Here is a 14,006-nt window from a genome sequence, read left to right on the forward strand (position 1 = left end):
GGGATGTCATGGGGCCATTGCCACGGCACCGGCGGCCCGGCCCGCGAATTCGTCGACGACCGCGTCGACCGCCTGGGGTGCGGTGCGGAACCCGTCGCCGCCGCTGGCCGGGCGGGCCCAGACCGCGGGCCCGACCCGGACGAAGCCGGTGTCGCCGCCGGCGGCGGTGGCGTAGTGGCAGTGCCGCACCGCAACCACGCCATATCTGTCTACTTCGGACACGACACCGGCGGAGAGCACCCGGGCGGCCCAGCCGGCCTGGTCGCCCGGATCGGACAGCGTCGGCACCTCGCGCCGCACGGCGTCGGTGCTGATCTTGAGCAGGGTGCCGGCCACCGGGGGCAGCAGCCACGCCTGCCCGCCGGCACCGATCCCGCCCGCGACCGGCGTCACCGCCCAGCTGTGCGCCAACTCGGCCGGCGGCCGCAGGTACACCATGGTCTGGCAGTGCAGGGTCACCGGCAGCCCCACCAGGGCCGCGGACCAGGGCCCGGCCGTGACGAGCACGGCGTCACCGGACTCGGCCGGGCCGCCGGCCAGCAGTACCCGGCCGCTGTCCGGCAGCACGCCGACGACCTCCCGGCCGGGCCGCAGGTCCGCGAGCGGGTGGTGCCGCAGCCAGCGGGCCGCCGCGGCCAGGATGCGGTCGGCCAGCAGGACCCCGGCGTGCGGCTCGAGCACGAGCGCGGAGCCGGCCGGGAACCCGATGTGCGGGTAGCCGGCCGGGTCGGCGATCCGGATCGGCAGCCCGGTGGCTTCGGCCGTGGCGGCGGCCGAAGCCACCTCGCCGGGGGGCAGCGCCGTCAGCACCCCGACGCGCCGGTAGAGGCGGGCACCCGGCAGGTGGTCGCGCAGCAACGAGTCCAGCTCACGCCAGCGGCGGTGCAACGGCGCCGCCCGGCTCGTGGCGGCCGCGTCGCCGGCGACCAGGGCCCGCAGGGCACGGTGCTGGTCGAACGACGTCGAACCCGGATGCGGGATCGGGCCGCGGTCCAGCAGCACCACGCGGTGCCCGGCCAGCACGCACCGGATCGCGGCGAGCAGCCCGGTGACGCCGGCGCCGACCACCACCACCCGCAGCGCGTCCCGGCCCCTGTCTCCCTGCCGGGTGCCCTCGATCATCGCCCGGCCCCTGCCGCGGCCAGTGGGGGCAGCCGCACCGGAGCGATGGTGGTGACCTCGGCGGGCTCGGCGCCGGGGTTCTCGCCGAGGACCACGGCCGCCAGGTCGATCAGGACCGGCGCGGCCGCCCGCAGCAGGGCGCGGACCTCGAAGCAGAAGTCACCGGCGTCGGCCCCGGTCACCGGCCAGCGGTCGAGCCTGGCCAGATGGTCGGCGATCGCCTCCGCGGCGCGGTTCAGGCTGAACCCGGCCAGCTCGTACGACTCCGCGAACCGCTGCGACATGAGCGCCGCGGCGTGCCGCGAGCGCGCCGACACCGGCAACGGGCCGCGCCCGACCCAGCCGTTGACCCGGTCGGCGATCCGGTTCCACGGCCCCACCAGCCGGGACTCGGTGACCCGCGCCAGCGCGTCCCGGCTGAAGCTGGTCCGCTGGTGCTCCGGGCTGGTCGCGGCCAGGTGGAACCGGATGAGGTCGCGCGGCACCTCGGCGGCCAGCTCCCGGCCCCACACCACGTGCCCCCGGCTGGTGGAGAACTTCTGGTGGTCCAGCTCGTAGAACTCGTTGGTGAGGTAGCGGGTCGGCAGCTCGTACTGGCCGTCGAAGGCCAGCAGCATCGCCGGGCCGGCGATCGCGAACGGGTAGATGTTGTCGAACCCGAGGAAGTACACGATCTCCGACCCGCCGCCGGCCAGCCACAGTTCGTCCTCACCGGCCGGGGTGCCGCCCCGGCTCTCCGCCGCCAGCGCCGAGCTGTGCATGCTCCACGCCATCGGCTCGGCGTTGGGATTGACGACCTGCCCGGCGACCTCCGCGAACGGCACCGGGATGCCCCACGAGATCGGGTAGGTCACCGGGAAGTCCGGCAGCGGCCGGGACAGCAGCCGCGCCATCGCCTGCGCCATGTGCGGCCGCATCCCGCCGGCGTGCGCCTCGAAGTGCGCGCGCAGCCGGTCGCGGTAGCGCTCCACCGGGAGCACGAGCACGTCCACGTCCCGCGGCGTCACCGGGTCATCCGGGTCCACTGTGGACCGAACGCCGATCAGGTCGCCGGCCAGCACCAGGTTCCCGCAGCTCTCGCACAACCCCGCGCAGCCCTCGGCCAGGCACTCCGGACAGTTGCCGGAAGCGAAGCCGTCCACCAGGAACCGTCCGGTCCGCTCGGAGTACGGGAACCTCATGGTCCGCGGCTCCAGCCGGCCCGCGGCGTGCAGCCGGCCGATGAAATCGACCACCCACTTGGTGAACCGGTCGTCGTCGCCGGTGTAGCCGTCGACGCCGATCCCCATGGCGTGCAGGGTCGCCTCGATCTGCGCGGCCGAGTTGGCCACCAGCTCGGCCGGCGCCACGCCGCGCCGGTGCGCGGTCGTCACCACGAACGTCGAGGTGTCCTGGAACCCGGTGCCCAGCAACACTTCCCGGCCCTGCGCCCGGGCGTAGCGGGTGTGCACGTCGGCGGCCAGGAACGGGCCGGCGATGTGCCCGAGATGCAGGTCCCCGTTCGCCGTCGGCGCCGGTGAGATGATCACGGTCCGGGTGCTCATCGCACGTGCTCCACATGCCGGGCGAGGAACTTCGCCGACATCTCGCCGTCCCACCAGATTCCGTAGTACTCGAAGTCGGCGGAGCCGTTGTTGACCACCCGATGGGTCGACCCGACCGGGAGCCGGACGATGTCGCCGGCGACGAACGGATGCCGTTCCTCGTCGATGACCACTTCGGCGGCACCGGAGAGCGCGATGAAGATCTCGTGCTCGTGGTGCGCGTGCGCGGTGGACTCGGTCCCGGCGCGCAGCACGCACCAGGCGCCTTCGAACGGGGCGTTCAGCGCCGGCCACGGCATCAGCCGCTGGCCGTCGAGCCCGTACGCGCGTTCCAGGTGTTCCCGGTCCAAGCGGTGAATGTCGATCATACCGGCATCACCTCCGCCTGGGCCGTGGCGGAAACCTGGCCGTTGCCAGCACCCAGGTCGGCGGCCCGGCGCTCCAGGATGTCGCCGGCGATGTCGGCCGAGCGTTGCGCGAGCACGCTGATCAGCGAGTCGGCGATGCCGTGCGTGGCCTCGTTGACGCCCTGCAGGTACAGCGCGCCCCGCGCGCCCGCACCGACGTCGACGCGGTAGTGCCGGTCGACCGTGATCCCCGGCAGTTCCATGGTGTCGGCCAGGTGGCGGACCATCGCCGGCATCCGCGGGTCGAAACCGGTGCCCATGAACAGGGCGTCGCAGCGCACCTGCTCGACGCTGTCGTCTTTCAGGTCGCGGACGTCGAGCACGACCTCGTCACCCTCGACCCGTGAGCCGACGACCTCGGTGAGGCCGCGGATGGTCGAGACCGGCTGCCCGAGCATCTTCTGCCGGTAGATCATCGTGTACAGCTCTTCCAGGAACGGCGCGGCGAGGCCCGCGTAGTTCGTCAGGTGCATCTCGGCGAGCACCCGCATCCGGGCCTCCTCCGACATCGCGAAGAACTCGTCCACAAAGGACGGATAGAACAGCTCGTTGACGAACTTGCTGGTCTGGTAGTCCTTCAGGGCGATCGAGCGGAGCAGCATCATCGGGGACGAGCCGGGCGCGTCCTGGTGCAGCGCCATGAACATCTCGGCCGCGCTCTGGGCGCCGCCGATGACCACCGGCCGCAGCGGCCGGCCCGGGCGGGCCAGACCCGTGGTGTGGCCGATCCGGCTGCCGTACTCGGTGCTGTGCACGACCCGCTCGGCCGGCAGGCCGTGGAACACCTCGGGCACGAAGGCGTCCCGGCCGGCGCCGAAGATCAGGTCGCGGCAGAGGATCGTGTCACCGTCGGACAGCGGCACCGCGAAGCCGAGGATCGTGCCGTCCTCGGCGTGGATGGGCAGGATCCGCTCGGCCCGGACGCTGTAGCGCACCTGGACGTGCTCCAGCGTGTCGGCCACCCACTGCTGGTAGGTGGACAGCTGCCAGCGGAACGGGTTGAACGTGCCGAGGTTGACGAACCCGTCGAGCTCACCGCGCTCGTGCAGGAAGTTCAGGAACGAGAACCGGCTGCGCGGGTTCCGCAGGGTCACCAGGTCCTTCACGTAGGAGACCTGACTGCGGGTCCAGGGCAGCAGCAGGTTCCGCTGCCATTTCACGTCCCCGTACTGCTCGAGGATCATGGTGTTGGCGGCGACTTCGGGCGAGCCGCACTCCTCGAGGGCAACGGCCAGCGCGAGGTTCGACGGGCCGGCGCCGATCATGAGGACATCCACGTCGTGGACAGACACTTGTATACCTTTCGTTACTTGCTGACGGTCACGGTGAGGAAGTCGAGCTCGCGGAACTGGGTCGGCTGGACGTCATGTACCCGCGAGGACCAGGCCGCGGTGGCGGACTGGAACCAGATCGGGACGGTCTGCATGTCCTGCAGCACCAGCTTTTCCGCCTGTTGGTAGAGCTCGTGGGCCTGCTGCTGCGACGGCGCGGCGTCGGCCCGGGTCAGCAGGTCGTCGACCTGCGGGTTGGAGTACTGGCCGACGTTGGCCGCGCCGTTGGTGCGGAACAGCGGGTTGAGGAAGTTCTCGATGGACGGGTAGTCGGCGACCCAGGCGGTGCGGTAGACCGCGTCGATGGACCGGTTGTTCAGCGATTCGCGGAACGCGCCCAGGGTGGTCTGCGGCTTGAACACGCACGGGTGGTCCAGCGCCTGCTGGATGGACCGGCAGGCCACCTCCACCCATTCCTGGTTGCCCGAGTCCACATTGGACGTGAGGGTGATCGGCCCCTGGAAGCCGGTCGCGTCGAACAGCTGCTTGGCCTTCTGCGGCTGGTAGGTGCACAGTTCGCCGCACTGGTTGGCGACATAGCCCTGCACGTTCGGGGCCACCAGGCCGTCGGCGGGAACCCGGGCGCCGTTGAAGACCTGCTTGATCAGCGCCGGCCGGTCGATGGCCATGGAGATCGCCTGGCGCAGCTGCGTGTCCGCATAGCGCTTGTCGAACAACGGGAACGCGATCGCCTGGTAGCCCAGGTACTTGTAGCCAATCCGGCGCGAGGAGGGCAGGTCCTTCTCGATCTTGTTGCCCTGCGCCGCGGTCCACGGTGTGAACGACAGGACGTCGAGCTTGTCCGCCAGCACGTCGGCGTAGGCCTTGTCCAGGTCGGGATAGAAGCGGAAGTCGATGCCGCCGATCTTCGGTTTCCGCTCGCCGCTGAACCCGTCGAACCGCTTCACCAGAATGTTCTGCTTCGGGGTGTGGGAGACGAACTGGAACGGCCCGTTGCCCACCGGATGCGCCTCGAACGCCTTGCGGTCGGCGAAGAAGCTCGCCGGCATCGGGAAGAACGCCGCGTAGCCGAGTTGGACGCCGAACTCCGAGAACGGCGCGTCCAATGTCACGGTGAACGTCTGGTCGTCGACGATCTTCAGGCCGGACAGCTCCCTGGCCGGAGGCAGGGTGGCCGGCTGCCTGCCGTCCGGGGTCGCGTTGTTGACCTGGGCGAAGCCCTGGATGTGCGAGAGGTAGCTGGCGCCGCCCATCAGGTTGGGGGAATAAGCGGTGTAGTTCCACGCGTCGACGAAGCTCTTCGCGGTGATCCGGGTGCCGTCCTGGAACACCCAGCTCGGCTTGATCCTGATGGTCCACACCCGGGAGTCGGTGGTGGTGATCGAGTCGGCGACGGCGTTGCGCGGGGCGGCTGTTTTGGCGTCGTACTCGATCAGGCCGCGGAACAACGCGCCCAGAATGCCGATGCCACCCACTTCGGTGGTGTTTCCCGGCACGAGCGGGTTCGCCGGTTCGGTCTCGTTGTAGGTGATGATCGCGTCGCTGTCGGCGGAGGCGGCCGCGGCGTTGGGCGGTGCGGCGGTGTCACCGCCACTGGAGCACGCGCCGAGCAGTGCGCCCAGCACGGTGGCCGCGCACACGGCGACCGGGAACTTTCGCATCGGTCTCTTCTTTCGGTGAACGGGAAGCGGATCTTCGGTGATGGATCAGCGCTGGGGCGAGGTGATGCCGAGCGCCAGCGGGAACGAGGGCCGGCCGCCGAGCAGGTGGGCGCCGGCGGTCTGCAGGATCCGGTCCTGCGCCACGATGTGCTGGCACATCGTCGTGGTGTCGCGCAGCCAGCGGTCCAGCGGCGACGGCCGGTAGATCGCGGAGGTCTGCAGCAGGTCGTACAGGCGGGTCACGATCGACCGGGCGGTGCGGAACGCGTGCCGCCGCGACAGCGGCAGCGCGGCCCGCTCCAGCGGGATCAGGTCGTCGAGCGTTCCGCCGGAGGCCAGGACTTCGTGCTGCCGGCGCAGCGCGCCGTAGACCCCGTGGCGGGTGGCGGCGAAGTCGGCTTCGCAGTCGGCCAGGGTGATCTGGGTGCGGTAGTCGTCCGCCCGGCCGGCGGCGACCGCCGCCTCGCGGGCGTGGTCGAGCGCGGCGCGGGCGGCGCCGAGCGCCACGCCCGGCATGTTCCGCATGTGCACCTCGGGTTGGGCCAGCGGGCCGGTTCCCCCGCGGACGTCGGCGAAGGTGAGGGTGCGCTCCCCCGGCACGAACACGTCGGTGATCGTGTAGTCGCAGCTGCCGCTGCCGGCGAGACCCGTGGTGTGCCAGGTGTCGAGCACCTCGACGTCCGACCTCGGCACCATCAGCAGGATCGAGTCGTGCGGTGCGCCGTCGGCACCGGGCTCGGCCGCCCCGTCGCGGTAGAGGAACGCCCCGGAGATCACCCAGTCGGCGTGCGTGACACCACTGCCGAACTGCCAGCGGCCGGTGAGCCGGTAGCCGCCGGGGGCGATCTCCGCGCGGCCGTTGGGAAACAGCAGCCCGGCGGTCACCATGTCCAGGACCGGGAACATCCGCCCGGCGACGTCCCGGTCCAGGAACGAGGCGTAGAGACCGGTGTCCGACCCGATCATGGCGCACCAGCCGGCGGCGGGATCACCGTAGGAAAGGGCCTCGATCACCTCGGTCTGCTCGATCGAGCTGAGCTCGGGGCCACCCCGGTCGCGGGCGAAACCCATCCGGAAAACGCCGGTGGCGCGCAGCGACTCGACCACGTCGAACGGCAGCCGCCGCGCCTTTTCGATCTCGTCGGCGCGTTCCCGCAGCACCGGGGCGAGCGCCCGGGCCCGGGCGAGGATCTCGGCGGCATTTCCGGGTACGGCCACCGGCTCGCCGCGATCAACATCCCGCAGCCCAACCGCGGTCATCTCACATCACTTCCTCACGGGCTTCGAACCGCCGACAACGGAGCCGTTCCGGCCGCTAGGAAGTCATTCAAACCAACGGATAAATTGGCCTACACCCTTGGCCGCGAGAGACAATCAAATGAGCCCGAACACGGCCGGCGAATCCGCACGGGCGGCCGGGTGGCGGTTGGTGGGTGCGCGGATTGAAAGAGCTGAGGAAGCGGGTGGGTGGCCGGCATGAACCCCGGTCGATCACTCACGTCACCTCGGCCCATCCCCGGGTTCCGGGCAAAGTCCCGGTCGGCACTACGTGGGCGCGTAACACGCCTACGCGGAGGCGTAACACGGCTACCCGAATCCGGGACACGCCCGAGTCGCCGGTCCCAGCTCGGCGTGTCCCGCGTCTGCGTAGGCAAGTTCGGCGTTGGCGTAGCCGTGGTACGCATCCGCGTAGCCGACTTTGCCGGGGCCTCAGATAAACAGATCTTGAAAGGTGGCCGAGTCCATTTCGGACCGATACGAAAAAGGCCGCGACGAGGACCAATGGGGTCCTCGTCGCGGCCTTTCGGGCGCCGGCTCAGCGCGTCACGGCACTGTTGATCACCCCGAAATCCAGCCCGCCGGCCAGCGCGTCGTACGTGCCCCGCTCCAGCAGCTCCACCGTGGCCCGGTGGGCGAGGCCGTAGGCGGCCTGCGCGACCGCGGTGCCCAGGCTGATCCTCCGGACACCGGCGGCCTCCAGCTCCGCCACCGTCGGGGCGCCCGGCCAGACCATGGTGTTGATCGGCAGCGGGCTCTCCTTCACCAGCGTGGCGAGCGTGCTGAGGTCGATCAGGCCCGGCACGAACAGGCTGTCCGCGCCCGCGCCGGCGTACGCCTCGACCCGGGACAGGACGTCGTCGAGGCGGCCGTCCGGCTCGCCGATGCCGAACAGGTACACGTCCGTCCGGACGTTGATCCACAGCTCGGGTAGCTCCAGCCCGGTCGCGGCGGCGCGGGCCGCGCGGACCCGTTCGGCCTGGTCGTGGTCGTCGAACAGCGGGCCGCCCGGGGCGCGCGAGTCCTCCAGGTTGATCCCGACCGCGCCGGCCTCGATCACCGCGCGAACGGTCGCCGCGACGTCGTCGGGCGCCGGCCCGTAGCCGCCCTCGATGTCGGCGGTCACCGGGATGTCGACCATCCGCACGATGCGGCCGACCAGCTCGGCCATCTCCTCGCGGGTCAGGCCGTGCCCGTCGGGCCGCCCCGCCGACCAGGCCACCCCACCGCTGGTAGTGGCGATCGCCGCGGCGCCGGCGCGCGCGACGACGGCCGCGCTCGCGGCGTCCCAGGCGTTCGGCAGCACCAGGGTGCGGTCGTGCAGGGCACGCAGGGTCGCGGCGCGACCCCGCTGGATGTCGTCCATAGCTTGGGTGTCCTCCTCGGTTGTTCGGTTCGTGGCGATGGTCAGGCTGCCAGGGCGGGTACGCCCGCGGCGATCAGGTGGGTCGCGGCGAAGGCACGCCACGGCCGCCACCGCGCCGCGAACTCCTCGGCAGCCTCGAAGATGCCGTTCGCCAGCAGGGTGGTGCCGATGGTCCGGTCGGCCGCGGGGAACGCGTCGCCGTGACCGAGGCGCAGCGCGATCTGCTGCGCCGTGCTCGCGGCGATCCCGGGGCAGGCCGCCAGCCGCGCGGTGAGGTCCGCGAGGCTCGCGCCGGGGTCGAGCAGCGTCTCGTCACCGGCCACCGCGACGGCGAGCTCGTGCAGGGTCCGGGCCGTGGTCGCCGGCAGCCCGGCGGCGGCGAGGTCGGCGCCGGCGAGCGTGCGGGCCGACGGGAACAGGTGCGTCAGCCCGCCGTCGAGCCCCGGCACCGGCCGGCCGGCCACCTCGACCAGCGCGCCAAGCTGCCGGCGGACCCGGGGCCGGGCGCCGTGCTGGCTGAGCACGGCCTCGACGGCGATCTCGAAGACGCCCCAGGCGCCGGGCACCCGCAGCCCGGGCCGGTCCGCGATCAGCGGGCCGAGCAGCGGGTCGCCGGCGAGGGCCGCCTCCGCCGCGGCCGGGTCGGCGTCCACGCCGAACACCCGGCCGACCCGCTCGACGACGTGGATCAACCCTTCCCAGAACGGCAGGTGCGCACAGAGCAGCAGATGGTCCGCGCCACCGCGACGCACCTCGAGCACTCCGGCCTCGCCGTCCAGGCTGATCGTCCGGCGGTAGACCCCGTCGTGCACCGACTCGACGCCCGGGACGGCGCGCTCGCCCAGGAACGCCAGCAACGCGTCCCAGTGCAGCGGCGGGGTGAACGGCAACCGCATCATCAGGCCGCCGTCGGCGGCGAGCCGGTCCGCGCGGCGGCGGCGGTTGCGCAGCTCGACCGGCGAGGCCCGGAAGACCAGCCGCATCTCCCGGTTGAACTGGCGGAGGCTGCCGAACCCGGACGCGAACGCCACGTCGGCGACCGTCAGTTCGGAGTCGTCGAGCAGCCGGCGGGCGAAGTGCGCCCGCCGCGAGCGGGCGAGCTGGTTCGGCGTCACGCCGAGGTACTCGTGGAACAGCCGCCGCAGATGGCGCGGCGACAGCGCCAGCCGGGCGCCGAGGGCGGCTTCGGTGCCGGTGTCCAGCGCGCCGGCGATGATCAGTTGCACGGCGCGGCAGACCATCTCCGGCGCGTCGGCGGCGACCGGCCCGGCCACCCGGTAGGGACGGCAGCGCAGGCACGCCCGGAATCCGGCCGCTTCCGCCCCGGCGGGCAGCTCGAACGTGCGAACGTTCTCCGCCAGCGGCTTCGCCCCGCAACCGGGCCGGCAGTAGATGCCGGTGGTGACCACGGCCGAAAACGTTGTCATGTCTGAAGGTGTAGGGGATCCCGGCGCGATGCGCCAGCCATATCCGGACATGTGCGCGGGGGGGGCGAGCCCGGGTCCGATCCTGTCCGGATGTGGCCAGACGTGGGTCGCGGCCGCTCGGCACAGTGTTGGGCGACCGGCGACGCGTGGTGCGCGCAACGGACCAGAAGAAAGGGTTTCTCCATGCTGGCGAAGGTGTTCCCCATCCCCCTCAAGCCGGGCAAGCAGGCCGAGGCCGAAGAGCTCGTGGAGCGATTCGCGCCGATGGGTCCCGCGCAGGAGGACGGCACCCTGTCCTTCCGCGTCTACCGTGACCCGGCCAAGCCGGACTACCTGCTGTTCGTCGAGCACTTCGCCGACCAGGCCGCCTATGACGCGCACACCGGCTCCCCGGCCTACCAGAAGCTGATCGCCGGCGAGTTCGGTGACCTGATCCTCGAGTTCGTCGAGATCGACCACGAACTGGTCGTCAGCCTCTGATCCTATTCGGAGCGCAATATCGGCCGGATGCAGTATTACTGTGTCCGGCCGGACGCATGCGGAGCGGAATTGATTCTCTCGTGGGGTCAAATCTCCCGGCCAACTCCCCGAGCCGCTGCAATGAGCACCCGACGACGAGTCAGCTGGAGGCATCGCCGTGACCGCGACCACCGACAAGACCGCGGGTGTCCTGGCCGCCCTGCGGCGGACCCCGGCGCCGGTGCGCTACCTGCTCGGCGGAGTGCTGGTCAACCAGCTCGGCGCGTTCGTCCAGACGTTCATGGTGCTGTACCTGGTCTTTCGCGGTTTCTCCGCCGGGCAGGCCGGCATCGCGATCGCCGCCTACAGCGTCGGATCCATCGTCGGCGGGCTCGCCGGCGGGGAATTGGTCCACCGGATCGGCCCGCGGGCCACCATCATCAGCGCGATGCTCGGCTCCGCCACGATTCTCGCCGTGGTGCCGCTGTTCGGCCGGCCCGGGATGTTCGGGGTGCTGGTCGCCGCCCTCCTGCTGGCCGGGCTCGCGACCCAGAGCTACCGGCCCGCCGCGGCCGTGCTGCTGAGCGACCAGATGCCGGACGACATCCGCGTCCTGGGCTTCTCGATGATGCGCATCGCGCTGAACCTCGGCGCCGCGCTGAGCCCGCTGATCGCCGCCGGGCTGATCCTGGTGAACTGGAACCTGTTGCTGTGGTTCGACGCGGCCACCGCGCTGGCCTACGCGATCCTCGCCCGCTGGCTGCTGCCCGAGGTGCGGGTCGAGCGCGAGACGCCCGACACGGCCGGCCCGGCGACGACCAGCACCCGCGCCGCGTACCGGATCCTGTTGCGGGACGGGCGCTTCTGGTTCTTCCTCGGATCGGTGCTGATCGGCACGGTCATCTATGTCCAGTACACCGTCGCCCTCCCGTTGAAGATCAGCTCCGAAGGCCATCCGACCGGTCTCTACAGCGCCGTACTGGTCACGGCGTCGGCCGTGCTGATCCTGTGCGAGCTGAAGATCACCACCTACGTCACCCGCTGGCCCGGCTACGTCGCGGCGACGGCGGGCACCGTGCTGATGGGGCTCGGCGTGGCCGGTTTCGGAGTCAGCGGCGGCTCGGCCGTGGCGCTCGTCGCGTGCACGGTCGTGTTCGTGTTCGGCATCATGATCAACGGGCCGACGATGTTCGCCTATCCCGCGACGTTCCCCGCGGCGGTCAAGGCCCGTTACCTCAGCGCGCATCAGGCCACGTTCGGCCTGGGGTTGGCGGTGGGCCCACTGTTCGGCGTCGCCGCGTGGGTGGGACTGGGCAACGGAGTCTGGTGGCTGTGCGGCGGACTCGGCCTGGTGGCCGCGCTCTGTGCCCTGCTCGGCATGAAGCCCGTACGCCACGACGTTGCCGAGGATCCAGCGGTGGCGTGAACCGGGCCAATGCGGTGAATGCGTCCTTCCGCACGCTCGCCGTGCGGAAGGACGCATTCACCGCACATTTGATTGGCCATTGATTGGTCTTCCTATCCCACCACGAATTAGCTGACGCCGACAACTGCCGGCCGGTTGAATCCTTACTATGGCTAGAAACACTCTGACACGAAAATTGAAGGCGGCGGGGATGGCGGCCGGGCTGGCGCTGACGGCATTGTCCGGCCCCGCGGCCGCATCCGCGTCGCCGGACGGTGCCCCGCGGCTGACCGGCGCGCACGCCTGCGCCGGCCAGCCGGACTTCAGCTGCGCCACGCTGAGGGTGCCGATCGACCACAAGGGACGGGTACGGGGCCATCTCCAACTGCAGGTGGCGACCTCGAACAACGTCCGGGCGCCCAAGGGTGTGCTGTTGTTCCTGGCCGGTGGTCCCGGCCAGGCGGCCGTGCCCTTCGCCGACCGGATCGCCAAGACGCGGCTGCCCGAGCTGGTCGACGACTACCGGTTCGTGCTGCTGGACCAGCGTGGCACCGGCGAGTTCGGCGCGCTCAACTGCCCGGAGATGCAGGCCCAGGTCGGCAGCTCGGACATCGCGGTGCCCACGCCCGGCGCCGTCGCGCAGTGCGCCGGCCTGCTGGGCGGCACCGCGCCGCTGTACAGCACGGACCAGACCGTCGCCGATCTCGACCAGCTGCGCCAGGCACTCGGCGTGCGGAAGATGTCCGTCAACGGCGTGTCGTACGGCGCGTTCGTCGCCGAGCGGTACGCGTTGGCGCATCCGACCCACGTCAACCGGATCGTGCTCGACTCCGTGGTGCCGCACTTCCTCACCTCGGCGGAGTCGCTCTACCTCGCCGGACTGCGCGCGCAGGCCCGGGTCCTGCGGTCCGCGTGCGCCACGCCGGCCTGTGGCTTCGATCCGGCCGAGGACCTGGCAACCGTGGTCCGGCAGCGTTCGGCCGCCGACGGGGTGAAGCTCTTCGACCTGCTCGTGAACTACGAGTTCGTCGATCCGACCTACCGCAACCCGAACCCGGCCGCCCTGCCGCCGGGCACCGGCGACGTGATCGGCGCGATCCACGCCGCCCGCACCGGCAGCCAGGACCGGTTGAACACCCTGCTGCAGTTGCTGGCTTCCGGCGGCGACCCGGTCGCCTCGTTCAGCGCCGGACTGCACGCCGCGACGATCTGCGCGGACATGCGCTTCCCGTGGGGCACCGCCGCGACGCCCCTGGCGCTGCGGCCGCGTGCGCTCGCCGTGACGGAACGCGTGCTACCCACTTCGGCGGTCTGGCCGTACACGCAGGCGGTGGCGGTGGGCCAGGGCTTCATCCAGACCTGCCTGCGCTGGCCCGCGGAGCGGCCGTCCTCGGACACCGCCGCACGACTGCCGAACGTGCCCGTGCTCATCCTGAACGGGGACCACGACCTGTCCACGCCGCTGGAATGGGCGCAGCAGGAGGCGAAGTTCATTCCGAACGTCAAGCTGGTCGTCGTGCCCGGCGCGTCGCACTCCATCCAGAACCGGGAAACGGGCCACGTCGGCCGGGACGCGGTCATCGCATTCCTGTAACCCCAACCAGAACTAGTCGATACTGAATCGGAAGTCCTGGGCCGTTGACGCCGTAGTGGGCGCCAACGGCCCACGACTTCGTAACCATGTTGGCATCTCACGTCGTCGTGTTGGCGCGCCACGTCGCTGTGTTGGCCTCTGGCGTGGGTGTGTTGGCTGGTGACGACGCCGCCGGACACCGCTGACGGCAACCCCGACGCGCACCCGGCCAACACGACGACACCACAAGCCAACATGGCAACGCCACAAGCCAACATGGCGACGTCACAAGCCAACATGGCGACGTCAAGCGCCAACATGGCGAAGGCTGCGGCGACAGGAATAATCGCAACGCGCACGGCAAGCGCTTCCGATAAATCGGGCCCCGCGCGGGCGGCTCGTGGTGCCGGTGTCGCCGATGCCTCTGGAATAATAATCGCGCTCGATGCGGGTCGTTTGGGGGACCCGAGCC

The 14,006-nt window shown here is 71.0% G+C and carries 11 protein-coding genes; 3 read left to right on the forward strand and 8 right to left on the reverse strand.

Features of this window, described 5'->3' with window-relative positions; translation table 11 throughout:
• Positions 1 to 6: 6 nt before the first annotated feature.
• The 8 genes from VGR06_RS07160 to VGR06_RS07195 form a co-directional block, all read right to left on the reverse strand.
• Positions 7 to 1,122, reverse strand: a complete 1,116-nt coding sequence (locus tag VGR06_RS07160; protein WP_327558169.1) for an FAD-dependent oxidoreductase — start codon at positions 1,120 to 1,122, stop codon at positions 7 to 9.
• Positions 1,119 to 2,666, reverse strand: coding sequence for a class I tRNA ligase family protein (locus VGR06_RS07165; protein WP_327558170.1), 1,548 nt, complete (start codon positions 2,664 to 2,666; stop codon positions 1,119 to 1,121). The genes VGR06_RS07160 and VGR06_RS07165 overlap by 4 nt, the downstream gene beginning before the upstream one ends.
• Positions 2,663 to 3,034 carry a cupin domain-containing protein gene (locus VGR06_RS07170; RefSeq protein WP_327558171.1) on the reverse strand — a complete coding sequence of 124 codons (372 nt, stop codon included), beginning with the start codon at positions 3,032 to 3,034 and terminating at the stop codon, positions 2,663 to 2,665. Before VGR06_RS07170 ends, VGR06_RS07165 begins: the two co-directional genes overlap by 4 nt.
• Complete coding sequence (locus VGR06_RS07175) at positions 3,031 to 4,365, reverse strand: SidA/IucD/PvdA family monooxygenase (RefSeq protein ID WP_327558172.1); 1,335 nt, start codon at positions 4,363 to 4,365, stop codon at positions 3,031 to 3,033. Before VGR06_RS07175 ends, VGR06_RS07170 begins: the two co-directional genes overlap by 4 nt.
• A 14-nt stretch (positions 4,366 to 4,379) precedes the next feature.
• Positions 4,380 to 6,026: an ABC transporter substrate-binding protein gene (locus tag VGR06_RS07180; protein ID WP_327558173.1), complete on the reverse strand. Its 1,647-nt coding sequence runs from the start codon at positions 6,024 to 6,026 to the stop codon at positions 4,380 to 4,382.
• Positions 6,027 to 6,071: 45 nt separating this feature from the next.
• Complete coding sequence (locus VGR06_RS07185) at positions 6,072 to 7,286, reverse strand: acyl-CoA dehydrogenase family protein (RefSeq protein ID WP_327558174.1); 1,215 nt, start codon at positions 7,284 to 7,286, stop codon at positions 6,072 to 6,074.
• A 556-nt stretch (positions 7,287 to 7,842) separates the two neighbouring features.
• On the reverse strand, positions 7,843 to 8,670 hold the full coding sequence (locus tag VGR06_RS07190) for an isocitrate lyase/phosphoenolpyruvate mutase family protein (RefSeq protein ID WP_327558175.1): 828 nt from the start codon (positions 8,668 to 8,670) through the stop codon (positions 7,843 to 7,845).
• Between the two features lie 41 nt (positions 8,671 to 8,711).
• Complete coding sequence (locus tag VGR06_RS07195; protein ID WP_327558176.1) at positions 8,712 to 10,097, reverse strand: AlkA N-terminal domain-containing protein; 1,386 nt, start codon at positions 10,095 to 10,097, stop codon at positions 8,712 to 8,714.
• 183 nt (positions 10,098 to 10,280) lie between these two features.
• Between VGR06_RS07195 and VGR06_RS07200 the strand changes: the two genes are divergently transcribed.
• The 3 genes from VGR06_RS07200 to VGR06_RS07210 all read left to right on the forward strand — a co-directional run bounded on the left by VGR06_RS07200 (position 10,281) and on the right by VGR06_RS07210 (position 13,555).
• Positions 10,281 to 10,577, forward strand: coding sequence for a putative quinol monooxygenase (locus VGR06_RS07200; protein WP_327558177.1), 297 nt, complete (start codon positions 10,281 to 10,283; stop codon positions 10,575 to 10,577).
• Between the two features lie 157 nt (positions 10,578 to 10,734).
• Positions 10,735 to 11,982: an MFS transporter gene (locus VGR06_RS07205; RefSeq protein ID WP_327558178.1), complete on the forward strand. Its 1,248-nt coding sequence runs from the start codon at positions 10,735 to 10,737 to the stop codon at positions 11,980 to 11,982.
• A 190-nt stretch (positions 11,983 to 12,172) separates the two neighbouring features.
• Positions 12,173 to 13,555, forward strand: coding sequence for an alpha/beta fold hydrolase (locus VGR06_RS07210; protein WP_327558179.1), 1,383 nt, complete (start codon positions 12,173 to 12,175; stop codon positions 13,553 to 13,555).
• Positions 13,556 to 14,006: the final 451 nt, after the last annotated feature.

This window comes from Actinophytocola sp. (assembly GCF_036002505.1).
Taxonomy (GTDB): domain Bacteria; phylum Actinomycetota; class Actinomycetes; order Mycobacteriales; family Pseudonocardiaceae; genus DASYTH01.

Excerpts from the sequence above, each read along its gene's own strand:
- VGR06_RS07160 (WP_327558169.1), bottom strand. The coding sequence starts at position 1,122 with ATGATCGAGGGCACCCGGCAGGGAGACAGGGGCCGGGACGCGCTGCGG.
- VGR06_RS07165 (WP_327558170.1), bottom strand. The coding sequence starts at position 2,666 with ATGAGCACCCGGACCGTGATCATCTCACCGGCGCCGACGGCGAACGGG.
- VGR06_RS07170 (WP_327558171.1), bottom strand. The coding sequence starts at position 3,034 with ATGATCGACATTCACCGCTTGGACCGGGAACACCTGGAACGCGCGTAC.
- VGR06_RS07180 (WP_327558173.1), bottom strand. The coding sequence starts at position 6,026 with ATGCGAAAGTTCCCGGTCGCCGTGTGCGCGGCCACCGTGCTGGGCGCA.
- VGR06_RS07185 (WP_327558174.1), bottom strand. The coding sequence starts at position 7,286 with ATGACCGCGGTTGGGCTGCGGGATGTTGATCGCGGCGAGCCGGTGGCC.
- VGR06_RS07190 (WP_327558175.1), bottom strand. The coding sequence starts at position 8,670 with ATGGACGACATCCAGCGGGGTCGCGCCGCGACCCTGCGTGCCCTGCAC.
- VGR06_RS07195 (WP_327558176.1), bottom strand. The coding sequence starts at position 10,097 with ATGACAACGTTTTCGGCCGTGGTCACCACCGGCATCTACTGCCGGCCC.
- VGR06_RS07200 (WP_327558177.1), top strand. The coding sequence starts at position 10,281 with ATGCTGGCGAAGGTGTTCCCCATCCCCCTCAAGCCGGGCAAGCAGGCC.
- VGR06_RS07210 (WP_327558179.1), top strand. The coding sequence starts at position 12,173 with ATGGCGGCCGGGCTGGCGCTGACGGCATTGTCCGGCCCCGCGGCCGCA.